Genomic DNA, 21,298 nt, shown 5'->3' with positions numbered 1-21,298 from the left:
AACACGGAAGTTAAGCCTGTCTGCGTTTCGGTCAGTACTGGAGTGCGCGAGCCTCTGGGAAATCCGATTCGCCGCCTCCATTCATACTTCACTCACCTCACCGAGAGCGTACGCTCTCGATGGGGTTTCGCTATTTATAGAGAGCCGTGCGTGTCGGCTTTGCACGGTGACACATCCGCTTCAAGCAGTCATTACTATGTCTCCGATGCATACGGTCGGCTTTCGGAGGGAAATTACGACGCGGAGTTTCGCTCGCGCCGCGGTGAGCGACCGCGATTTTCAGTACAGTGAGTATTTTAGTCTTCGTGTAATTTTTTAAATGGCAAAGCAATGATAATGTATGGTCGATGATGGAGCGTTGGGTGGGTGGTCGCGCCGTCGAACACTCACGACGGTTGGTGGGATGCTTTCGCTGACCGGCTGTCTCACCGAGTCGAAACCGAACAATCCGGCACCGGGAACGACGACCCAACGGAAAGACGGGGACGAGGTATCCAATTCGTGGCCGTGTTTCGGGTATGACGCGAAAAACAGCGGTGCTGCGCCGACTGCACGTGAACCTGTACGAAACACCCGCGTCGAATGGCGATTCGACGCGGGAACACCGACGATGAACAGTTCACCGGTGGTCGTGGACGGTGTCGTGTATACGACGGGAACGGGTGACCCCGGTGGTATCCACGCAGTCGATGCCGAAAGCGGTGGGGAGGTGTGGCAATTTGACACCGCAGGCTACGTTTCTTCGACTCCTGCCGTCGTGGATGGGGTTCTCTATGCGGGAACGTGGGGAAAACAGTTCTATGCGGTCGATATCGAGAGTGGACACCGACGATGGAAAGCGGATATCGGTCATCGATTCGGTTCGTCCTCGCCGGTCGTCGCCGATGAGCGGGTTTTCGTCGGGACGATCGGTGACGGCCCGCTCGTCGTTTCTGGTTCGGAAGACGAAGAGAAATTCGAGGCGTGTGCGCTGCTCGCGCTCGATGCGGAACGCGGAAACGAACTGTGGCGGTATGATGACTTCGGTGAGCGCGCCCACATCGAATCATCGCCGGCGGTAGCGGACGGACGGGTTCACTTCAGCGCTGAGGATGGTGTCCATGCGCTCAATGTCGAAACGGGGGAGGTGGTTTGGTCGCGAGGTATCATTAGGAATTCACACGTTTCCCCGGCGATTCGTGACGGATTGGTATACTACGCGGGATCGTACGACGGCGATACGCCGAGCCGGTTGTGGGCGCTCGATGCGGAAACCGGCGAAATCCGGTGGACGTACGGAATGGACGACATGAGTCAGAAAATCTCGCCGACGGTGGCGGACGGAACCGTCTACGTTCCTGTGTCGTCGTCTCGGATATGTCTAACTGGTGGGTCGGACGACGATTGTTCGGGCGTGATGCGCGGGCGACTGTACGCGGTGGACGCGGAGACCGGGACTGAGCAGTGGAAGACCGAAATCGAGACCGACACGCGTTCGTCGCCCGCAGTCGCGAACGGGGTCGTCTACGTCGGCTGCAGGGACGGTATTTCGGCCGTGACGGTCGATGGTGACGCCGCGTGGCGAGTCGATTTCGATGGGGAACGTGAGGACGGTCCATACGTGCAGTCCTCACCGGCGGTCGCGGGTGGTCGCGTTTTCATCGGTGCGTCCGACGGACGACTGCGGGCGATTGGCGAGAAATAGAACGTCCACGGTCGGTTTCCAACGGCCCGTGACAGTCGCCGGTTTTTACAGTGAGCAACCGCGAAGCGTTTGATCGCCCAGCTAACGCTCTATCTCCTCTTACTCGCGCTCTCGAAGGCGCTTCGCGAACACCCGGCGACGCCGGGTGCGGGCGTGCGAACACGTCCGCCTCAATCCACGTTTGGCGAGCCGATTTCATTAGACCATCGTCGCTGGTTTCCGGTTCGGTTTTCGAAGGACTGAATAGTTTTCGATGTCCACGGTAGCCGATGATATTTAATATGCAGTCCCAAGAATAGGGGACGTAGGAATGGTCTCCATCGATTCGTCTGCCGGGCGAAAGTTCCTTCTAATCGCTCCGTTGATACTTCTCGTTGCATTGACGCTCGCCGTCGATTATGTCGAGCTCGGCCCGGGCGGTGATCAGGCCGAACCGAACTCGGAACAGGCGAAAGCCCTCAACCACTGTCGGACGATTTCGCAACCGGGTGAGTATGTCCTCACCGACGATTTCGGTGGTGCGACTGGATTGGCGAGCAGTTGCCTCGTGATAAATTCGAGTGACGTGACGATAAACGGGTCCGGGCATACCCTCAAGGGGCGAGGCGTCACCGACACGACGGGGATTCTCGTCACCAACGAATCGGGGCTGTCGAACGTCACGATTCACTCGGTTCGGGTCGAACAGTGGAATCGCGCGATTCATCTCAGAAACGCCTCGGACGTGACGATTCGAAACGCGAGCGCGGTGCGGAGTTCGACCGGAATCACGGTCTGGAACGGGTCGCGTGTCACGGTGAAAAACACGTGGGTCGCTCGCAATCTATTCGGGGTCGTCGCGGATAATCGGAGTCAGCAAGTAAACCTCACCAAGGCGCGGTATCACAAGAATTTCGCCGCGAACAGCACGCGCGGAACGGGAGAAGTGTAGTTTTTATTCGGGCTGTTCGTCTCCGGGTGCGATCGTTTCCTTTTTCTTGACAACTTCGGCCCAATCGGGATATTCCGCTCGCTCTTCGCCCTCGTATTCGGGTTCTCCGGACATGGCTTTGATACTTCGTGCATCGTCGATGTCCCAAACGGCTCCGTCCTCGTGGAACAGTCCATTGACCACGCCGTGCTCACGGAGATAGAGCGAGAACGCTGGTTTGATCATGAGCGACCAGAAGAAGTTCCCGATGCCGGATTGTTGAATCGTCGGTGCGAGTGAGGCGTAATCCGGAACTGCGGCTTCGCCGGACACCTCGGCGAAAAAGGAATCGCCGGGCCGGATTCGCTGCCATTCCGAGAGCCACACTGGTGCACCGATTTTGTCCTGGATGTGGTTCGCCTGTCGAAGCACACGCTCGTAGAGCTCAGGCGAACGCGCGAAGTTGTAGTGGAACTGAAGGATATCCATCCCCCAGTCCAGATAGTCGGTGTTGTTCGCCAGACTGGTCGACCCAACGGTCAACGGCAGTTCGCCCTGATACAGCGTGAGTGTCTTCGACATTTCACGGAAGAAGCGGACGTCCTTCTGGTTCCATCCGGGTTCGTTGGTCAGCTCGATGGCCAACAGTCGCTCGTCGTTGCGATAGCGCTCCATGAACCAGACAATGAAATCGCGGGGGGTGTCCCATAGGCGTTTCTCCGCCATCGTCCTCGTCGAGGGTGAGAACGCTTGGACTGCGGTTCGCGGTTCGTCGTTGATGAGGTTTTCGTAGGTTGGTTCTCGTCCGACGCTGTCGAACAGGCCGAGCAGGACGCGCATCCCATAACTGTCGGCGGTGTCAAGAAAGTGGTCGAGCGCCTCCCGATGTCGTTCGGGGTTTTCGAGCCAGTATTCGTAGCTCATCCACGTTCGAATGGCGTTCAGGTTGACGCTGTCGGCGTATCCCAAATCACGTTCGATAATCGCGGGGTCGTAATCCCGCCACATCTGGTAGCGGTTGAACGCGCGCGCCGGGATGTAAATCGCGCCCCGAACGTCCACCGGGGCATCGGTGTCCGGTGGGAGGTTGACTGCGGTTCGACGACCGTTTCCGGGTCGGTTCGCGTTGGAGGTTCCGAAAATCGAGGTGCTTCCCGCGACTGCGGGAAGTCCGCCAGCACTCGCACCGATTCCCGCGAGAAACTGGCGGCGACCAACTCGTCTGCTCATACCCTTCGTTCGTACTGAGGGGTCAACAAACTATTCCTCGAAGGCGAGTCCGTCCGGAGGTTTGTACGCCGAGCGGGAGTGTTCGATTCGTTTCGATTTCGAATACAGTTACGCCGGGCCGATGCGATAAAAGGCGGCGGCGTTCACGTACACTGCTCCATCGACGGGCACGATACCGCCGATTACGTGCATGACCATGTCGGTCACCTGCACTTCTTCCGTCGATTGCGACCAGAGTCGTCTTCCATCTCCCATGTCCGCTGCGTATCTCGTTCCTCTGCGTTTCGAGTACAGCGTGTTTCCGCGGCCTGCGACGGGCGTTCTCCACGCCCCAGTTCTAACCATTTCGCTTCCATCGTCCAGGTCGAGTCCGACGATGCCGCTTCCCGTGCCGACGAATACGATGTTGTCAGGACGTCACTCAATCCGACCCGACGACATCCACTGCGTCCGCATCATTCGTTCCCGAGAAGGGTCGAACCGGCGAGGTAGCGAACCAGAGGAGGGCCGCCGCACTCACAACCGTGACGCCCGCTCAGGGGAGAAACTGAACCGATCCCATCGCTTGGGCGAATTGACCGCCGACGAGGTTTGCGATGCCGCTGGCCAGCGACAGCAACATCGACGCGCCGGACAGAATGGTCGCTAGTCCGACATTATCCAACCGGTCGTTTAGATACTGTTCCGAATCGGCTGGAGGACGGTGCGAGTGCTCCGATAGAGGAGCAACACCGGCAGCAAAAATAGCGGTGAGAGGGCGATAGTCGCGTACGCAACGCCGAAAACCGGTACGAGGAGCGCGAATACGCCCCGGGTACCGAGTCGGTCGTGGACGCGTCCGATCGTGGCGGCCGCGCCCGCAGAAACCAATTTGAATCCGGCGTACAGCACTCCCAACCCGATGACGGGGACGCCGGCGGTTTCCAGCGACGGTTGTTCCAGCCACCGCGTCATGGAGAATAGTCCGTGAAACAGCGCGGCGTATAGGATGAGCCAGCGAACCGCCGGGCGCCCGGCTTGCAATCGAAGCATTCGGGTCGCTTCGCGGACCGTGAAGACAACTTTCTCGCTCACCTCGTTTTCGACGGCCGGAAGCGTCGCGACGAGGGTCGCGAGAATCGGAATGCCGAGGATGGCGACCCCGGCGTTGACGAGGAACGGGAGTCGCACGTCTGCGGTGTAGAGAAAGCCGCTCGTGATGCATCCCACTGCCGACGTTGCGAGGTGAATCGTGCTTCCGCGCCCCTCGATGCGTGCGAACTCGGATTCGTCGAACCGGTGTTGAAGCAGTTCGTAGAGCCATGCATCCTGAGTTCCGGAGCGAAACGACCAGCCAGTTGCCCAGACGATTTGCACTGCGATGTATGCAAGCGGTGAGTTTACAAGGACGTAGGCGACCATCGAACTCGCGCGGAGGGTGTTTCCAATTGCGAGGCTTGCTCGTCGCCCGACTCGGTCGCCGAGGTAGCCGGAGGGTATTTCGGCGGCCATCATCGCGAGCGTGAACGCCGCCTGTGCCGACCCGATGAACGCTAATCCGAACCCCTGATCTCGCAGATAGAGGATGCTAATCGGTAGATAAAACCCGGTCGCATCGGTAATCCGGTAGGCATAATATCGCCGGACAATACCGCGCAACTCCGTCATCGAATAAAAATACTGCCAGTTTACCCATTAGTATTTCCGAAAATTCATCTCTGTGGAATTTTCATCATTATTTCCGGTTCGGCCAGTCGTCCCGAACCGCCGAACTCATCGATATCGATTCGAGAGAAATTCATCCGTCTTTCGACCGAGATTTGGTACTGATTTGACCCAGATGTTGAAAAATTTATTTTTAAACTACCGTCCGAGCAATGTATGTGCGTTCCAGCGCACGAGATTCGAATGTCAGACCCCACCGACAACCCGGGTTCCACAAGTCGACCCGACGAACGAGCCGATCGATTCGGAACGTCGCGCCGGACGTTCCTCGCCCTTGCCGGGGCGGGTGCGCTCGGCGTGGCGGGATTCGGCAGTGCCACCGTTTTCGGCCAGAATTCCCCGCAATCGTTCACCGTCCGAATCGAGAACGTCTCGGATGGCATGACGCTCACGACGAGTGGCATGGACGACCTCGCCGAGCAACCGGTTCCGCTGTCCCCTGGTGCCTACGCAGTTCACCGGAAAGACGAACCAATATTCTCCGCCGACGAGCCGGAGCGGAACAACGGACTCGAAGAGATCGCTGAAGACGGCAACCCCGAGCGCCTGGCGATGTCGCTTGCCGACTGCGATACCGAACTGTCGAGCGGCGCGTTCACGACGCCAGTGGGAAGCGACATGCCCGCCCCGATCGGCCCCGGTGGCGCCTACGAGTTTTCCATCGAATCCCCCCGAAAGAACACCTACCTCTCGCTCGTGACCATGTTCGTTCCGTCGAACGACCTGTTCTATTCGCTCGGCGGCACTGGCGGCCTCCGACTCTTCGACGGCAACGAACCAGTTTCGGGCGACGTCACCGACCAGGTTTCCCTGTGGGATGCCGGAACCGAAGTCAACGAGGAACCGGGAACCGGCGAGAACCAAGTCCAGCGCCAGTCCGCACCCGGCGTCGGACTCGTCGAGCGCGGCACGGTCGTACCGATAACGGAGGTGAACGGCTACGACTACCCCGACGTCAGCGACGTAATTCGGGTAACGATCATGCCGGAGTAACCGAATCGGAGCGACCGAAACGAATTGAACGACGTGATTTCGACGCAACCGACACCTCGCAACCGATATTCCAAACCCGACACCCCGTCATCGGTCAGACCCGCTGCGCTACCGGCCCGCAACTGCAACCCGCTCCCCGCTCCGGGTTCGATTCGGTTCGTGACGAGCAGCCACCCTCCTTGCAAAAGCATTTATGTCGGCTACACACACAGGTTCGTAGGAACGTGCGATGGAGAAGGCGCTCTGGTATCTACTCACAGCGACGCGCGGCGGGAAGAACCGCGTCCGAATCATTCGTGCCCTCTCCGAGAAACCGATGAACGCAAACCAACTCGCCGACGAACTGAATCTCGGCTACAAAACGATTCGACACCATCTGGAGATGCTCGAAGACCACGGCGTCGTCGAACCAAGTGAGAACTCCTACGCCAAGCTGTATTTTCTCACCGACCGGTTCGAATCGCACCGCGAGACGTTCGAGACGATAATCGAGAAAGCGAACATATAATCATGGCAACGACGATGGAAATCGCGAGCGTTCTTGCGGGCGTCAACGTCTGCTTTCTGCTCGTCCTGACCGGCGTCTGGGTTCGGAACTACACCGTGTTCAAATCCCAGTTGGTGTTGGGTCTCGTCGCGTTCGGTGGCGTCATGCTTACGGAGAACGTCGTGGCACTGTATTTTTTCCTGACGATGCAGGGGTTTTACGCGATGTCGTCGCACGTCCAGCAAGTCGTCCTCATCCTCCGCGCGCTGGAGTTCATGGCCCTCACTTTCCTCACCTACGTGACGGTCAAATAGGATTTACAACGCCCCTGACAGCTTAGCAAGACCGTAACCATTCATTTCGTTCATCGACGGTTCGAGTTTGACTTGGTGTTTTTGTCCCGTTTCGACCATCGACCCTCGGTACGCCGACGCGCTTAGCCGGTATCTAATCCGGTTTCGACCGTTCGGAAACGAGAACGGTCGGTGGTCATCATAAGCCCTGGGCGTCCATACATCGATGCGTCACACGAACGCAACTGTGCGATTGGCCCGAGTCAGAAACACCTGTCATCACGTCGGTGACGCCACCGACACTTTCCGACCCGTTTGAGGAATACAGTTCGACACATTAAGCCTTCCACTATGACGAATACGACACATCTGCTCAAGGAACTGCTCACAGTCGTCACGATGCTCACGACGTTCGTGAGTACGATTACGGAAATGGCACACATCACTTCTACTCGACTCGTCATCGTCGCTCTGCTTGCTTGCCTGCTCGGTTTGACACTGTTTCTGCGGGATTAAGTGGTCGAGCGCCGCGTATTCGGCGTTCGGCCCGAAGAAATCGCGACTATTCTCCCAACTGCCCCGGCACGTTCGCCGTGACACCGACCTGTCGAAGCGCGTCCCAGAGCGTCGCCTGATTGCTCGTCACGACCGGTATCCCGAGGTCTGCTTCGAGGGGTTCGATCGCTGGGAGGGTTCGGTAGTTCGTGCAGGAGACGAACACGGCATCGGCCCCATCCGACTCCGAAACAGTCTCCCGAACCTGCCGGTAGGCGTCCTCGGGTCGCAGTGACCCGATTCCGGTGTTCGCCTCGATTCCGCGTCCGTTCAGTTCGACCACGTCGAATCCCGCGTCGTCCAAATACGACGCTTCCCGGTCGTTCAACTCTGCGGTGTACGGCGTTACGACCGCGAGCCGTTCGGCGTCGAGCGCTCGAAACGCGCGTTTGACCGAGAGGGCGGTCGCAACCGCCGAGACGCCTGCCGTGTTCGACAGCGAATTTTCGAGTTCGCTGTCGAATCCGGAACCGTGCAGAAGGCTTCCGGTCGTACAGGCGTAAGCGACGACATCGATGTTCGCGTGGGACAACCGTTCCGCACAGGAAACGGCGTCGTCCGCCATCGAATCCAGTTCCTCGACGGTCACCGATTCGAGCGGCATCCGCGCGGTGTGTAGACTCACACCGTCGGAAACCGCCCGGCCGAACTCGCCCTCGACGGTCGTGTTCGAGGACGGAACGACCACGCCGATGCGGGCGCGCCAGCCAAACATCAGCGGCACCTCACGGGTGGATTTTCGCTCATTCGTTCCACTCCATCTTCCCGTCCGAACGGTCGCGCTCTATCTCTTCGGGGTTGCGGTCGTCCGCGAACCCGTGTCCGCCGCCCCCCGGCGTGTTGACCGTAATCGTGGTTCCGGCGGACACGTCACGTGTCGTCTTCGCCGGAACCACGTCGTCCGCGATTCGGTTCTCACCCGGTTCGCCATCGTTGCCACCCGCGATGCCTCGCGGCGCGACTCGTCGTCGTTCGGTCAGGAGTGACACCGTCGCGTCCGCCTCGACCGTGACGGAGCGGACGACACCCAATCCACCCCGGTGTTCGCCGCGCCCGCCGCTGTTTTCGCGGAGTCCGTACTCCTCCACGAACAGCGGGTATTCGGCTTCGAGCGCCTCGACTGGCGTGTTCAGCGTGTTCGTCATCCCGACTTGAACGCCGTCCATTCCGTCTTTCGTCGGTCGTCCGCCGAACCCGCCCGCGATGGTTTCGTAGTAGGTGAAGCCGTCCTCGCCACCGTCTCGGCTCCCGATGGTGAGGTTGTTCATCGTCCCCTGTCCCTGTGCCGGGACTCGGCCCGGGGCGGCTTCAGCGAACGCGGTGAACACCACGTCGGTGACTCGCTGACTGGTTTCGACGTTGCCGCCGACGACTGCCGCTGGGGGTCGCGGGTTCAACAGCGACCCCTCCGGAACTGACACGGAAATCGGGTCGTAACAGCCCTGATTCGGTGGAATTTCCGGGTCGGTCACGCATCGGATGACGAAGTAGACGGCGCTCTTTGCGACCGCGAGCGGTGCGTTCACGTTTCCGGTCACTTGCTCCGCGGTTCCGGCGAAATCGACATCGATTCGGTCGCCATCGACCGTCACCGACACCTCGATGGGGATTTCGTCGTCAGTCACTCCATCGCCCTCCATCACGTCACGCGCACTGAACTCGCCGTCCGGAAGCTCGGCGAGTTCGGTGGTCACGCGGTCGCGCGAGTAGTTCATCACGGCGTCGAAGGCGGCGACGACGCGACTCTCTCCGTGTTCGCACACGAGGTCGACGAGTCTGTCTTCCGCCCGTTCGTTGGCCGCGATTTGTGCGCGGATATCCGCCTTTCGCTCGCCGGGGTTTCGAACGTTTGCGAGCAGGAGGCTCATCACGTCGTCGTTCACCTCGCCGCCGTTCACGAGTCGAACGGGTGGCAGTCGGATGCCCTCCTGATAGATTTCGCGCGCCCCGGCGGGCATGCTTCCGGGGGTCATCCCGCCAACGTCCGCGTGGTGTGCGCGGGAGACGGCGTAGCCGAGGATTTCCCCGTCGATGGCGATCGGCGACACCATCGTCACGTCGGGGAGGTGTGTTCCGCCCTCGAAGGGGTCGTTGAGGACGAACACGTCTCCCGGCTGTGGGTCGTATTCGAGCACCGTCGTCACCGCGGCGGGCATCGCGCCGAGGTGAACCGGGATGTGTTCTGCTTGCGCGACGAGGCGGCCCTCGGCGTCGAAGAGGGCGGTCGAGCAGTCTCGACGTTCCTTGATGTTCGGCGAGTACGACGAGGTGATGAGCACTTGGCCCATCTCTTCCGCGACGCTCTCGAACTGGTTGCGCATGATTTCCAGCGTCACGGGGTCGATTCCGGTTTCGACCCCACCGTTTCCGTCGCTCATTGCTCCACACCTCCCGAGAGCGCGAGGGTTCCATCCGCTTGCACCGTGCCGTCCCATCCCGGCGGAACAACGACGGTGCTCTCGTTCTGTTCGAGAATGGCCGGCCCTTCGACCGTCGAACCTTCACCGAGTCCGATGCGGTCGAAAATCGGCGCTTCGTGGAATCGGTCGCCGAAAAAGACCTCGCGGGTTCCTTTTCTGGCGTCGCCGGCAGTTTGATACGAAACGGAGAGCGGTTCGCGCTCAACGACGGCCGTCACCCGCAGGTTGACGAGTTCTATCGGGTCGTCCATCGTGTAGCCGTAGGCGTTTTCGTGCGCCTCGCGGAATCGCCCGGCGACCGCCTCGGCGTCGAACGATTCGCCGACGGGAACCGTGAGTTCGAAGCTCTGTCCGACGTATCGCAGGTCGGCGGCGCGGCGAACCTCGGCGTCTGCCGGATTCTCCACGTCGGCCAGGACGTCCGCCGTGAGGTCGTCGTAGGTCGCTTCGACCGAATCCAGCGTGATTCCCGAAAGGTGGCTTCGGAGGGTTCGAACCGAGTCGTGTTTTTCGTCCGCGGCGAGGAGGCCGTATGCCGACAGCACGCCGCAGGCGTGTGGGACGACGACCGAGTTCATATCCAAACTATCCGCAAGCGCGGCGGCGTGCATCGGCCCCGCGCCGCCGAATGCGACGAGTCCGAATCCGCGCGGGTCGTGGCCGCGTTCGACCGTCACCGACCGAATCGCCCGCGTCATGTTCGCGTTGGCGACGCGAAAGACACCGCGGGCCGCGTCGAGTGCGCTATCCAATCCGGCCTCGTCGGCCAGTCTGGCGAGGGCGTTGTGGGCCGCCTCCACGTCGAGTTCGAGTTCGCCGCCGAGCGCCGAACTCCCGCCGATGTAGCCGAGGACGACGTTCGCGTCCGTAACCGTGGGTTTCGTTCCGCCCCGCCCGTAGCAGGCCGGGCCGGGGTTCGCGCCGGACGACTGTGGCCCGACGCGGAGCGCACCCCCGGCATCAACCCACGCGATCGATCCGCCACCTGCCCCGACCGTGTTCACGTCCACCATCGGCGTTTTGATGGGTCGGCCGTTGATTTCAGCGTTCGTCGTTCGCTCGACATCGCCGTCCCGGACGAGGCTCACGTCGCTCGACGTGCCGCCCATATCGAAGGTAACCAATCCGTCGAGACTGCTTTGGCTCGCCGTTTCCGCCGCACCGACGACACCGGCGGCGGGGCCGGACATCGTCGTTGTGACGGCATGTTCGCGCACGGTTCTCGCCGGGGCGATGCCGCCGTTCGCTTGCATGATTCGTGGGACGGGCACGCCTCGTTCCTCGGCGCGCTCCTCCAACCGCCCGATGTAGGCGTCGATGGCCGGGGTGACGTACGCATCGACGACCGTCGTCGACGTTCGCTCGTATTCGCGAAACTCCGCGAGCACTTCGTGCGACGCGGAGACCGGAACGTCGAGTTCCTCGCGGAGGATTTCCGTGACGATTCGTTCGTTTTCCGGATGCTGATAGGCATGCAACAGGGCGACTGCGACACTTTCCGCATCGCAGTCGCGAATTTTTCGTGCCACGTCGCGGATTTCGTCCTCGTCGGGGGCGACTCGGACGCCGTCGACCGCGGTTCGCTCCGCGACTTCGAACCTGCGCCGTCGCGGAACGAGCGGTGCGGGTTTGTCCACGTTCACGTCGTACAGGTCGGGTCGGGCCTGTCGCCCGATTTCGAGCACGTCACGGAACCCATTCGTAGTCACGAGGGCCGTTTCCGCGCCGTTCTCTTCGAGCAGGGCGTTGACGGAGACGGTCATCGCGTGGGTGAACGCATCCACGTCGATCGGGTCGATTCCGGCCTCCTGACAGGCTTTCTCGATGCCCGAAATGACGCCGACGCTCTGGTCGTCCGTGCTCGGAACTTTCGCCGTCACGAGTTCGTCGTCGGGCAGGAGGAGAACGATGTCGGTGAAGGTGCCGCCGACGTCCACGCCGACGCGCGTGTCCCCAACCATTCAGAATACCCCCAAACTTCCGGCAACACTGTAGAGCGAGCGAAGGCCGAGCCAGACGACGACGAGGGTGACGACTACGCCGATGACGTTCTGTACGGTGCTGTTGACGTACTGTCCGAGGATGTCGCGGTCGTTCATCACGTAGATGAGGAAGAGCGCAACGATGGGGAGAAGGATTCCGTTTGCGACCTGCGCGAAGACGATCGCCTGCACGGGCTGGAGGCCGATCGCCGAGAAGACGATACCGACGAGCAGAATCGATCCCCAGACCGCGCGGAATCTGGTCGATTTCAGGTCGGTGTCCCAACCCAGCGCACCAGCAGTGGCGTATGCTCCGGCCAGCGGTGCGGTCGTCGCGCTCGTGAATCCGGCGGCGAACAGACCGATGCTGAACAGGACAGTTGCCTGCGTTCCCGCGAGGGGTTCGATCTGTTCCGCCATCCGACTCACGTCGCTGATTTCGGTGCCGACCGGGAACGCCGCCGCCGCGGTGACGAGAATGGCGATAGTGATGCCGCCGCCGATGAGAATCGAGAGTATCGTATCGGCACGCGATTCACCTAACTCGTCCGGCCCGTCCCACCGCTCTTGGACGCTCCCGGCGTGCAAGAACAGGTTGTAGCCGACGACGGTGGTGCCGATGAGGCCCGTAATGAGGAAGGTCGAACCCTCGGGAACGCTCGGGACGAATCCCATCGCCAGCGCGCCGAAGTCGGGGCCAATGAGTATCGCGTTGATGACGAACGCGACGGCCATGAGCGCCACGAGGCCGACGAGCGCCTTCTCGATGAGTTTGTACCGGCCAGTCCACAACAGCGCGCCAGCACAGAGGCCCATCAGTGGCCCCCAAATGTTCGCGCTGATGCCCGTGATTCCGGCGAGTCCGGCGGCCCCGCCGAGGATGTTTCCAGTTTCGTAGGCCGCCGTCCCGACGCCGATTGCGCTCACGACGAGCGCGATGCTGACCGTCGAGAGTGCGGGGTTGTCGAACTGCCCTTTCAGTGCTTCACCGAGTCCCCTGCGCGAGACGACGCCGAGGCGGGCACTCATCTCTTGCAAAACGATGGTTGCGACGATGGAGAACACGATGGTCCAGACGAGGGCGTAGCCGAACTTCGCACCCGTCACGCTCGCAGTCGTTACCGTACCGGGGCCGATGAACGCCGCCGCGACCATCGCGCCCGGACCGATGGATTGTAGTCTATCTATAATGTTCATGGTTCTTGACGTGCTATGGTGTCTCAACCCACGATTTGACCTTAAAACCCCCCTAAGAACGGTGTGTACCGCTGTCTACGGCGATATGTGGGGATTATGAACGAATATGAAATTGTATGAACTACTCATAACGCGAAAGACAAGCGAAACGCACTCGTCTTTCGCGTCGTTTCCGTCTTCACTCCGCTCGAACTTCCGTGATGAGCACCTTCGACACTCCCTCTTCGATTTCGAGTTCGAACGGCAGACGCGCCGTGCTCAACTCGATGAACCGCATCATGAACCATTTCACCGATTCGGTCGGGAACACGACGTGATAGGTGTCCCCTTTCGTCGCGCGGACGGTCAAAAACCCACACAGCGACAGCCAGTCGAGGAGTTCCCCGAGGGTGTCGAATCGGTGTTCGTACTCCCGGGCGTGATACTCCGAGACCTGGTCGGTCTGTTCCAAGAAGTCGGGATTCGGTTCGCCCGTCTCGTTTTCGACGTAATCCAGAAAACAGTGGAGGAAATCCACGTCGAGCAGGACGTGTTCCCCGCTCGATAGCATCTGGTGGTACGCCTCCAGGTTCTCCCCGGCATCCGCCGTCGCCGCGTCGTAGTTCGCCGCGTAGAAAGTGAGTGCCTGCCTGACGAGTTCGCTCTGGGGTTTGTCGGTCTGATTGACGAGGTTGTCGAGCGCCGTTTGTGCGTCGTCGTCAAGCGACACCGTGATGCGGTTCGTCATCTTTGTTCCTACTACTGGTGAGGAGGGTTATCGTTCTGTCCCCGTATGTCTCGCTCCCGATTCGATTTTCTCGACCGCTGCTCGGACTCTATCACACACTTCACACTTTAGCTCCCGACTAACGTACCTATCCCCATGCTCAGCACAGAGACGACCGACGAGGAAACCACAGGACAGCACCGAAACGCGCTGCTCGCGTGGGTTCTCGTCACAACGATGGTAATCGCCGTCCTCGCCAGCGCGTTCCGCGGCGATTACCTGTGGGTTGGGTTCGGCATCACGTCGATTCTCCTCGCGCTGATCCCGGTTTTCGTCTTCCGCCGACCGACCGCGATGGTTCCGTGGGAATCGCTTCTCGCAGTGGCGCTTGGACTCATCAGCGTCCCGCTCGGTTCGTTACTCCCACGCTCGGTCGCGACGTTCGTTGCCGTGGCTGGACTCGCGCTGGTGCTCGCCGTCGAGTTCGACGCGTTTACCGCGGTCGAACTCTCGCCGCTGTTTGCGGTGTTGTTCGTCGTCGTTGCAACCATGGCGAGCGCCGGGGTGTGGGCGGTCGTCCAGTGGGTCGCGGACAGCGTCCTGGGCACGCAAAACCTCCGCAGCCTCACTAACATGATGTGGTCTCTGTTCGCGGCAACCGTCGCGGGAGTCGTCGCTGGACTGCTGTTCACGGCGTATTTTCGACGCATCGATACGGCGCGATTCGGGTTCGGTTCCGAAGATGGACGCAAGCGAGGGGCGGAAACGACCGCCGTCGGTGCGACCGAAGGATGGGGCCTGTCCGAGACGCGCCAGCGTCAGGTCGTTCGGGGGTTCCAACTCGCCCTCGTCGGCGTGCTGCTCTATGGCCTCTACGAGGTGAACGTCGGTATCATCGTCAACACGGCGGTTGCCCTCGCATTGACGGAACTCCCTGCCCTGCTCGAACGAAACTATGGCCTACCGATGGATACGCGATTGACGCTCTGGATTGTCGTCCCAGTGTTTCTCCACGCAATCGGCACGGTCGGCCTGTACCAGTCCATCGGACTGTGGGATCAACTGACCCATGCACTCTCGTCGTCGCTTGTCGCGGCGGCGGGATACACGGTCGTTCGCGCGCTCGACGTTCACGCTGACTCCATCTATCTCCCGAAGGAGTTCATGTTCGTCTTCATCCTGCTGTTCACCCTCGCCTTCGGCGTTCTCTGGGAACTGCTAGAGTTCGGACTCGACGGGGTCGCCTCTATGACCGGAACGCAGAGCGTGCTCGCACAGTACTCCCTTGGAAACACGATGCTGGATTTGGTGTTCGACACCATCGGCGGCGTCGTGGTCGCCCTCTGGGGGGCAAGATATCTGTCGCACGTCGCCGATACGCTCGCCTCGGACACCTTCCAGTCGTGAACGCGCATCGGTATGCTGGTCTCGGTCGAAACCGAACGGGGAGGAAATCGAAACGAATCGAATCCGGGATGGAGAATGGGTAGCGAACACGGTGTCGGATACCTCCCTGCTGTTGGTCGCATTTTTCCTCGCGGAAGGTCTCGTCGAAATTCCCAGTTATGTCGGGAGGTTCTCCGCGAAGAAGTCGCGGTCTTCCTGCTCGATTCCGAGGAGGTACAACACGCCACCGAACGCGACGAGTCCGACGACACCGCCGACGGCACCCTGGGCGAGTGCGACAATTGCGTTCGACCCGATTCCCGAAACGTAGCCCGCGAGCATCGTTTTCGTGCCGTACATCGCGACGGCCGAGACGGCTCCGGCGAACACCGGTTTGATATACCGTCTGGAGTAGGGGAAGAGACCTTCGGTGTACCAGACCTCGTAAATCCGGAGAATGTTGATGGAGATAATGACCGTCGCCGACGCGAGCGCGGCGCCGATGAGGCCGAACTCTTTGATCAACAGATAGTTCATGATGACGTTACAGACCCCGAGCACCCACTGATTGACGAGCGCGAGATAGTGATGGTCGGTCATCATCAGCACGTAGCCCGACGGACCGACGCTCGCGTTCGCGAGTTGGGCGACGACCAGCAACAGCAAGACCGTTTCCCCTTGCTGCGCGAACGAATCGCTGAACAGCACGAGCAGCTCGTGCCCGTAGACGACGGCACCGATTGCCGGAAACAGTCCCAGCGTGAATGTCCATCGGGTAATTCGGCGGTACAGCGATTCGAGATCTTTCATTTTCCCGTTGTTGTACAGTCGGGACGCAATGGGCGGGAACAGTTGGCTGAACGCGCTCAGCGGAAGGAGCAGTATTCCAGCGAGGACGACGGCAATTTTGTAGATACCGACGGCGTCCGGCGTACTGATGTACGCTCCTGCGAGAAACCCGACCATCAGGAGATCCACTTTGCTCGCGAGCACCTGCCCGGTGTGGCTGGCGGTGAGCGGCAGCGAGAAGTCGTAGAACTCGATGAGTTCGTCGCGCGACGCGCTGAACTTCGGCTTGAGGTCGGCTTTCGTCGCCACCAACCAGATGGCGATACAGAACACGATGAGCGAGGCGACGACCGTGGCCACGACCGTCTCCAAGAGGGCCAATCCGAGGAGAAGCGCGATGCTGACGCCGACGACGCGAAAGAGCGGCGTCAGAATGTTCCGAATGAACACCTGATACTCCGGCATTTCGAGACTCTTGAAGAGACTCCCGAAACAGCTAATCAGCGTGTCGAGGGGTAGGAGAAACGCGAAGACCCGCAGGACATCGACGAACTGCTTTTGATACTCCGGGTCAGCGTACTGCGAAATCCACGGAGCGGAGACGTAGATAATCGCGCCGACGGCGACACCGGCCACCAGCGAGGTTAGATAGGAGAGGCCCAGCATCCGACGGCGTTTCAGCGGATTGCCGTCGTACTTGGGAATGAATTTCATGATGGCCTGATTCGTACCGAGGTTGGTGAACACCTGTGCGAAGGTCAAAACGACCAATCCGAGAGTGTACACGCTGAACAGCAGACCACCGAGTCCCCGGACGAGCACCCAATTCAAAATAAATCGAAGTCCGTTGTCGAGACCCTTCCCGGCCATAAAAAAAGACGCACCGCGAGAAACGGATTTGAGCGATGAGTCCGACGATTGGTCAGCCATTATCTTAGATTGGTGCTATACGATTAGAGCCGATTATCTCTTGCGCTTTCTCGCCCGCGTGCGTGCCTCTGTTTCGCACGAAAAGATCGCACGAGGACGAGACGTTCGAGTACGTGGCTTCTCGAACTAGACGACTCCCCGAGACGGGCGATTTCCCGGGGTCGAACGCATCGAATCGGCGCTCGTTACAGATATCCCAGCTCCTTGAGCCGCGATTCGGTCGCCGAATCGACCGCCGTCTCGTCGGTCTTGTCCCCCTTCGCTATCGTCTTTGCCTCCTCGATTGGCGTGTTGAAGAATTCGGATTCGACCGCTGGCGTTCCCTCACCCGTCTCGACCGTTTGCTGCCACGACGGTCGGTCGGGGTCTACCTCGTACTCGGTGCGGGTGCCGAGTGAATCCCAGACGGTTTTCGTCGTACCGTCATACACACAGCGAATCATTCTGTCCCAGTACTCCCGGTTTTCCGGCGGTTCCGGCCCGGCACTCATACCGACCAGTTCGGCCGGCAGTCGGTCACGGAACACGTCGGGGGTTTCCCCGTTCGCCAATCCGGTGACGAGGGTGCCGAAGTCGAGGTGGGTCACGTATTCGGTTTCCCTGCTGTCGTATCCCTCCGGCGGGTTGATGAGCAACAGCGGGACATGGAGCAGTCCTTCCGAGAGGCTACTCTTGTGATTAACGAGGAAATCGTCCGCTTCACGGCCGTGATTTTCGCCGTGGTCGGCGGTGACGATGATCGTCGTCTCTCGGCCTGTCGAATCGAGAACCTCGTGAACGAACTCCGCGAGGATTCGGTCTAAATAGTCGATGGTCGCGCCGTACACCTGCTCGCGGAGCTGCCAGTATTCGGCGTGGCGCTCCGGTTCGTCCATCAATTCCCAGACATCGTATTGGCTTGATGTCCACGAGTTCGGCACGCCCTGGAGCGACGAATCGAACCACTGGCAGGGATGAAGCGGCGTGTGAGCGTCCATGAGGTTACAAAACCCGAAGTAGGGTTCATCAGCTTCGTCGATGTGCCCGGTCGCGGAACGAACCACCGCCGACCCGCCGTCATCGACCTGCTTCGGTACGGGTCCCGACTTGGTTGCATCGTGGAGGTAACCGAGGGCGGTGTTTTTCAGGCTCAGAATCGGATGGTCGTGCGCTACCGCCTGCTGGAGGTATTCGGTGTACTTTTTTACCCCGCTTTTCTCGGTTTCCTTGCTCACCTCGTTGAGACTGGTCGCCTCCGGGTAGCGATGTTTCGGTTCGATGGCGGAAAACTCGTCTAGCCACGAATCGAACCCGTAGGTCGGACTGATGAACGCATTTGCGCTCACTCCGAACGTGGTGTAGCCGTCGAGGTCGGCGAGAAACGTCTCGTCCCGGTCGATGGTGTCAAATCGCCGGTTGTGCGTGTGAACGCCGTGCTCCGACGGCAGTTTTCCAGTGAACATGCTCGCATGGCTTGGAACCGTCCACGAACTTACCGCGCGACATTGCGTGAACGTTACGTCCGCGAGACGTTGGAGGCGTTTCGCGGTATCCGCAAAGAAATCCGCGCGCACCGTATCGAGACAGACGACGAGCACGTTTCGCGGCGTCGAAGTCTCTGAGCCTTTTTCAGCGGGAGCCATTGGTACTGCAAAAACAGAACTGCCGTAAAACGATGTTGGCCACATATTCAAAAAACGAGATATCTGCCGAATAGAGCTCTTCCAGTCGCTTATCGCCGAATTCCGGATTGAATGCCGTTCGCAAATTCCCCCGGTCGGCATTCGTCAATTCGACTGCTCACCGGGTTTCTGCACAGACAACCGCTTGTTGTGCGAAAAGGCTGCCACTGTCCGTTCGAGTGTACAGAGCAGAGTCAAGTCGGTACCTCGCGTAGTCCCGTGTGGTGGGGGAGAAATGGCAGATTCACACGAGGAGAGACATGAGCACCCGAAACGACCAGCGGCGACGTCAGTGCGTGAAGAGTTGGTTTCCCCGCGACGTGAAGACGATTTCGAGGACGCCCATCGCGCTCATGTCGACCATCGTGGACATGAAACCATGTTTCGGCGGCGGTTTTGGGTCTGTCTCGTCCTCTCGATACCCGTCCTGTATTTCAGCCCGTTCGTTCAGGCGACGCTCGGCTATAGCGCATTCGCGTTTCCCGGCAACGAGTGGGTGACGCCGATTTTCGCCGTCGTCGTCTTCGGCTACGGCGGACTGCCCTTCCTCAGCATGGCTCGCGTGGAAGCAGCAAATCGGGAGCCTGCGATGATGATGCTCATCTCGCTCGCCATCACCGTCGCGTTCGTCTACAGCCTCGCGGCCTTTCTATTCCTTCCCGGCACCACGAGTTTCTTCTGGGAACTCGTGACGCTCATCGACATCATGCTTCTCGGCCACTGGTTGGAGATGCGAAGCGTTCGGCAAGCGTCGGGTGCGTTGGACGAACTGGCGACGCTGCTGCCCGACACCGCCGAACGTCTCAGGGACGATGGGACGACGGAGGCGGTTCCGACCACCGCACTCCGAGATGGCGACCGATTGCTCGTTCGACCCGGCGCGAGTATTCCGGCGGATGGCGTCATCGAGGACGGCGATTCGACCGCCGACGAATCGATGATCACCGGCGAGTCACGACCAGTGGATAAAACTTCCGGCGACGAAGTCATCGCCGGAACCATCAACTCCGGCGACGGGAGTTTCCGCGTTCGCGTGACTGCGATTGGCGATGAAACGACGCTGGCCGGAATCATGCGCCTCGTTGAGGACGCACAGGAGAGCAAGTCCCGAACGCAGGTGTTGGCCGACAGAGCCGCCGGATGGCTGTTTTACATCGCACTCGCCGTCGCCGCAGTGACCGCGGTCGCGTGGCTTCTCGCCACCGGATTCGACATCTCGGTCGTCGAGCGCGTCGTCACCGTCCTCGTCATCGCCTGTCCGCACGCGCTCGGGTTGGCCGTCCCGCTGGTCGTCTCAATCAACACTTCGATGGCGGCACGAAACGGCGTCCTCGTCCGCGACCGAATCGCCATGGAGGACGCCCGACACCTCGATACGGTCATGTTCGACAAAACGGGGACGCTCACGCGCGGCAAGCAGGGTGTCGTCGGCATCGAAACCGTGGCCGACTGGGATACCGACCTCGCGCTCGCGCGCACCGCCGCCGTTGAGGGTGATTCGGAGCACGTCATCGCACAGGCGATTCGTCGCAAAGCGGCCGAAACGAGGGTTGAAACCGTTCCAGCCACCGAGTTCGAAGCCATCAAAGGACGAGGTGTTCGGGCGACGGTCGAGGGTCACGAACTGTTCGTCGGCGGGCCGAACCTGCTCGAACTGTTGGATGTAACCCCCTCGACGTCCATCTCGGAGTTCGCTCGAAACGCCGGGTCGAACGGCCAAACCGTGGTGTATCTCGTCTCCGACGACGAAGTCGTGGCGGCGTTCGCGCTGGCGGACGTCGTCCGCGAAGCGAGCAGACGTGCCGTCGATGCGCTTCACGACATGGACATCGAAGTCGCCATGCTGACCGGCGACAGCGAAGCGGTTGCTCGGTCCGTCGCCGACGAACTCGCCATCGACACCTATTTCGCCGAAGTCCTTCCCGAGGAGAAAGACGAAAAAGTCGTGGAACTGCAATCGCAGGGAAAACTCGTGGCGATGGTTGGCGATGGCGTAAACGATGCTCCCGCGTTGACCCGCGCCGACGTCGGAATCGCCATCGGGAGCGGTACCGATGTGGCAATCGAGTCGGCTGACATCGTTCTCGTCGAAAACGACCCGCTCGACGTGGTGAAACTCGTTCGGCTGAGTCGAGCGAGCTATCGAAAAATGCAGGAAAATCTCGTCTGGGCGACCGGCTACAACGTGTTCGCACTGCCGCTGGCGGCCGGAATTCTCGCCCCGGTCGGCGTTCTTCTTTCGCCGGCGGTCGGTGCGGTTTTCATGTCCGCGAGCACCGTTATCGTGGCGATCAACGCCCAGCGACTTCGAAATACCGACCTCTCGAAATAGCGAAAAAGAACCGGAGACATTGGTCAGCACCCACCCGTT

At 60.3% G+C, this 21,298-nt stretch carries 19 protein-coding genes and 1 rRNA gene; 10 read left to right on the top strand and 10 right to left on the bottom strand.

The features are described 5' to 3' along the window. The 4 genes from rrf to ACN2TU_RS19955 all read left to right on the top strand — a co-directional run. A 5S ribosomal RNA gene (rrf, locus tag ACN2TU_RS19970) occupies positions 1 to 80 on the top strand; the annotation flags it as partial. 260 nt (positions 81 to 340) lie between these two features. After that, positions 341 to 1,684, top strand: coding sequence for an outer membrane protein assembly factor BamB family protein (locus ACN2TU_RS19965; RefSeq protein ID WP_435157813.1), 1,344 nt, complete (start codon positions 341 to 343; stop codon positions 1,682 to 1,684). Between the two features lie 69 nt (positions 1,685 to 1,753). Next, positions 1,754 to 1,927 (top strand): hypothetical protein, encoded by a 174-nt coding sequence (locus ACN2TU_RS19960; RefSeq protein WP_435157811.1) that lies wholly within the window; start codon positions 1,754 to 1,756, stop codon positions 1,925 to 1,927. 67 nt (positions 1,928 to 1,994) lie between these two features. Then, on the top strand, positions 1,995 to 2,615 hold the full coding sequence (locus tag ACN2TU_RS19955) for a copper-binding protein (protein ID WP_435157809.1): 621 nt from the start codon (positions 1,995 to 1,997) through the stop codon (positions 2,613 to 2,615). A 3-nt stretch (positions 2,616 to 2,618) separates the two neighbouring features. Here the strand turns inward: ACN2TU_RS19955 and ACN2TU_RS19950 are convergent, their stop codons facing one another. The 3 genes from ACN2TU_RS19950 to ACN2TU_RS19940 all read right to left on the bottom strand — a co-directional run bounded on the left by ACN2TU_RS19950 (position 2,619) and on the right by ACN2TU_RS19940 (position 5,471). Continuing rightward, positions 2,619 to 3,824 carry a glycoside hydrolase 5 family protein gene (locus ACN2TU_RS19950; RefSeq protein ID WP_435157808.1) on the bottom strand — a complete coding sequence of 402 codons (1,206 nt, stop codon included), beginning with the start codon at positions 3,822 to 3,824 and terminating at the stop codon, positions 2,619 to 2,621. 108 nt (positions 3,825 to 3,932) lie between these two features. After that, positions 3,933 to 4,169, bottom strand: coding sequence for a hypothetical protein (locus tag ACN2TU_RS19945; protein WP_435157807.1), 237 nt, complete (start codon positions 4,167 to 4,169; stop codon positions 3,933 to 3,935). Between the two features lie 327 nt (positions 4,170 to 4,496). After that, a complete protein-coding gene (locus ACN2TU_RS19940; protein WP_435157806.1) occupies positions 4,497 to 5,471 on the bottom strand; it encodes an MFS transporter in 975 nt (324 codons plus the stop codon). Between the two features lie 240 nt (positions 5,472 to 5,711). Between ACN2TU_RS19940 and ACN2TU_RS19935 the strand changes: the two genes are divergently transcribed. The 4 genes from ACN2TU_RS19935 (at position 5,712) to ACN2TU_RS19920 (ending at position 7,817) form a co-directional block, all read left to right on the top strand. Beyond that, positions 5,712 to 6,521 (top strand): spondin domain-containing protein, encoded by an 810-nt coding sequence (locus ACN2TU_RS19935; RefSeq protein ID WP_435157805.1) that lies wholly within the window; start codon positions 5,712 to 5,714, stop codon positions 6,519 to 6,521. A gap of 229 nt (positions 6,522 to 6,750) precedes the next feature. Beyond that, on the top strand, positions 6,751 to 7,029 hold the full coding sequence (locus ACN2TU_RS19930) for an ArsR/SmtB family transcription factor (RefSeq protein WP_435157803.1): 279 nt from the start codon (positions 6,751 to 6,753) through the stop codon (positions 7,027 to 7,029). Positions 7,030 to 7,031: 2 nt separating this feature from the next. After that, positions 7,032 to 7,322, top strand: coding sequence for a DUF8036 family membrane protein (locus ACN2TU_RS19925; protein WP_435157801.1), 291 nt, complete (start codon positions 7,032 to 7,034; stop codon positions 7,320 to 7,322). A gap of 330 nt (positions 7,323 to 7,652) precedes the next feature. Then, positions 7,653 to 7,817, top strand: coding sequence for a hypothetical protein (locus ACN2TU_RS19920; RefSeq protein WP_435157800.1), 165 nt, complete (start codon positions 7,653 to 7,655; stop codon positions 7,815 to 7,817). A gap of 46 nt (positions 7,818 to 7,863) precedes the next feature. Here the strand turns inward: ACN2TU_RS19920 and ACN2TU_RS19915 are convergent, their stop codons facing one another. The 5 genes from ACN2TU_RS19915 to ACN2TU_RS19895 form a co-directional block, all read right to left on the bottom strand. Beyond that, complete coding sequence (locus tag ACN2TU_RS19915; RefSeq protein ID WP_435157799.1) at positions 7,864 to 8,571, bottom strand: maleate cis-trans isomerase family protein; 708 nt, start codon at positions 8,569 to 8,571, stop codon at positions 7,864 to 7,866. 28 nt (positions 8,572 to 8,599) lie between these two features. Next, a complete protein-coding gene (locus tag ACN2TU_RS19910; RefSeq protein ID WP_435157797.1) occupies positions 8,600 to 10,234 on the bottom strand; it encodes a hydantoinase B/oxoprolinase family protein in 1,635 nt (544 codons plus the stop codon). Next, the gene (locus tag ACN2TU_RS19905; RefSeq protein WP_435157795.1) at positions 10,231 to 12,237 is read right to left on the bottom strand and encodes a hydantoinase/oxoprolinase family protein; all 2,007 of its coding nucleotides are present in this window, start codon (positions 12,235 to 12,237) and stop codon (positions 10,231 to 10,233) included. The genes ACN2TU_RS19910 and ACN2TU_RS19905 overlap by 4 nt, the downstream gene beginning before the upstream one ends. Continuing rightward, positions 12,238 to 13,455, bottom strand: coding sequence for an Nramp family divalent metal transporter (locus ACN2TU_RS19900; RefSeq protein WP_435157793.1), 1,218 nt, complete (start codon positions 13,453 to 13,455; stop codon positions 12,238 to 12,240). 178 nt (positions 13,456 to 13,633) lie between these two features. Further along, positions 13,634 to 14,182, bottom strand: coding sequence for a ribbon-helix-helix protein, CopG family (locus ACN2TU_RS19895; RefSeq protein WP_435157790.1), 549 nt, complete (start codon positions 14,180 to 14,182; stop codon positions 13,634 to 13,636). Positions 14,183 to 14,317: 135 nt separating this feature from the next. Here ACN2TU_RS19895 and ACN2TU_RS19890 point away from each other — a divergent pair, with 135 nt between their 5' ends. Beyond that, entirely contained in the window at positions 14,318 to 15,568 is a 1,251-nt protein-coding gene (locus ACN2TU_RS19890; protein ID WP_435157788.1) for a DUF2238 domain-containing protein, read from the top strand. A 156-nt stretch (positions 15,569 to 15,724) separates the two neighbouring features. On the opposite strand, the gene ACN2TU_RS19885 is transcribed toward ACN2TU_RS19890, so the two are convergent. Together ACN2TU_RS19885 and ACN2TU_RS19880 are read right to left on the bottom strand one after the other, a co-directional pair. Further along, complete coding sequence (locus ACN2TU_RS19885) at positions 15,725 to 17,266, bottom strand: flippase (RefSeq protein WP_435157786.1); 1,542 nt, start codon at positions 17,264 to 17,266, stop codon at positions 15,725 to 15,727. Between the two features lie 185 nt (positions 17,267 to 17,451). Beyond that, entirely contained in the window at positions 17,452 to 18,888 is a 1,437-nt protein-coding gene (locus ACN2TU_RS19880; protein WP_435157785.1) for a sulfatase-like hydrolase/transferase, read from the bottom strand. 274 nt (positions 18,889 to 19,162) lie between these two features. On the opposite strand from ACN2TU_RS19880, the gene ACN2TU_RS19875 reads away from it, so the two are divergent. Then, complete coding sequence (locus ACN2TU_RS19875; protein WP_435157784.1) at positions 19,163 to 21,259, top strand: heavy metal translocating P-type ATPase; 2,097 nt, start codon at positions 19,163 to 19,165, stop codon at positions 21,257 to 21,259. The last annotated feature ends 39 nt before the right edge of the window (positions 21,260 to 21,298 follow it).

It is taken from the genome of Haladaptatus marinus (assembly GCF_051194195.1).
This window is presented reverse-complemented; position numbering and strand designations above follow the sequence as displayed.

What these genes read in the sequence shown, in the direction of transcription:
- ACN2TU_RS19965 (WP_435157813.1), top strand. Translation starts at nt 341, where the DNA reads ATGGTCGATGATGGAGCGTTGGGTGGGTGGTCGCGCCGTCGAACACTC.
- ACN2TU_RS19955 (WP_435157809.1), top strand. Translation starts at nt 1,995, where the DNA reads ATGGTCTCCATCGATTCGTCTGCCGGGCGAAAGTTCCTTCTAATCGCT.
- ACN2TU_RS19950 (WP_435157808.1), bottom strand. Translation starts at nt 3,824, where the DNA reads ATGAGCAGACGAGTTGGTCGCCGCCAGTTTCTCGCGGGAATCGGTGCG.
- ACN2TU_RS19945 (WP_435157807.1), bottom strand. Translation starts at nt 4,169, where the DNA reads ATGGTTAGAACTGGGGCGTGGAGAACGCCCGTCGCAGGCCGCGGAAAC.
- ACN2TU_RS19940 (WP_435157806.1), bottom strand. Translation starts at nt 5,471, where the DNA reads ATGACGGAGTTGCGCGGTATTGTCCGGCGATATTATGCCTACCGGATT.
- ACN2TU_RS19935 (WP_435157805.1), top strand. Translation starts at nt 5,712, where the DNA reads ATGTCAGACCCCACCGACAACCCGGGTTCCACAAGTCGACCCGACGAA.
- ACN2TU_RS19930 (WP_435157803.1), top strand. Translation starts at nt 6,751, where the DNA reads ATGGAGAAGGCGCTCTGGTATCTACTCACAGCGACGCGCGGCGGGAAG.
- ACN2TU_RS19925 (WP_435157801.1), top strand. Translation starts at nt 7,032, where the DNA reads ATGGCAACGACGATGGAAATCGCGAGCGTTCTTGCGGGCGTCAACGTC.
- ACN2TU_RS19920 (WP_435157800.1), top strand. Translation starts at nt 7,653, where the DNA reads ATGACGAATACGACACATCTGCTCAAGGAACTGCTCACAGTCGTCACG.
- ACN2TU_RS19915 (WP_435157799.1), bottom strand. Translation starts at nt 8,571, where the DNA reads ATGTTTGGCTGGCGCGCCCGCATCGGCGTGGTCGTTCCGTCCTCGAAC.
- ACN2TU_RS19910 (WP_435157797.1), bottom strand. Translation starts at nt 10,234, where the DNA reads ATGAGCGACGGAAACGGTGGGGTCGAAACCGGAATCGACCCCGTGACG.
- ACN2TU_RS19905 (WP_435157795.1), bottom strand. Translation starts at nt 12,237, where the DNA reads ATGGTTGGGGACACGCGCGTCGGCGTGGACGTCGGCGGCACCTTCACC.
- ACN2TU_RS19900 (WP_435157793.1), bottom strand. Translation starts at nt 13,455, where the DNA reads ATGAACATTATAGATAGACTACAATCCATCGGTCCGGGCGCGATGGTC.
- ACN2TU_RS19895 (WP_435157790.1), bottom strand. Translation starts at nt 14,182, where the DNA reads ATGACGAACCGCATCACGGTGTCGCTTGACGACGACGCACAAACGGCG.
- ACN2TU_RS19890 (WP_435157788.1), top strand. Translation starts at nt 14,318, where the DNA reads ATGCTCAGCACAGAGACGACCGACGAGGAAACCACAGGACAGCACCGA.
- ACN2TU_RS19885 (WP_435157786.1), bottom strand. Translation starts at nt 17,266, where the DNA reads ATGGCTGACCAATCGTCGGACTCATCGCTCAAATCCGTTTCTCGCGGT.
- ACN2TU_RS19880 (WP_435157785.1), bottom strand. Translation starts at nt 18,888, where the DNA reads ATGGCTCCCGCTGAAAAAGGCTCAGAGACTTCGACGCCGCGAAACGTG.
- ACN2TU_RS19875 (WP_435157784.1), top strand. Translation starts at nt 19,163, where the DNA reads ATGGCAGATTCACACGAGGAGAGACATGAGCACCCGAAACGACCAGCG.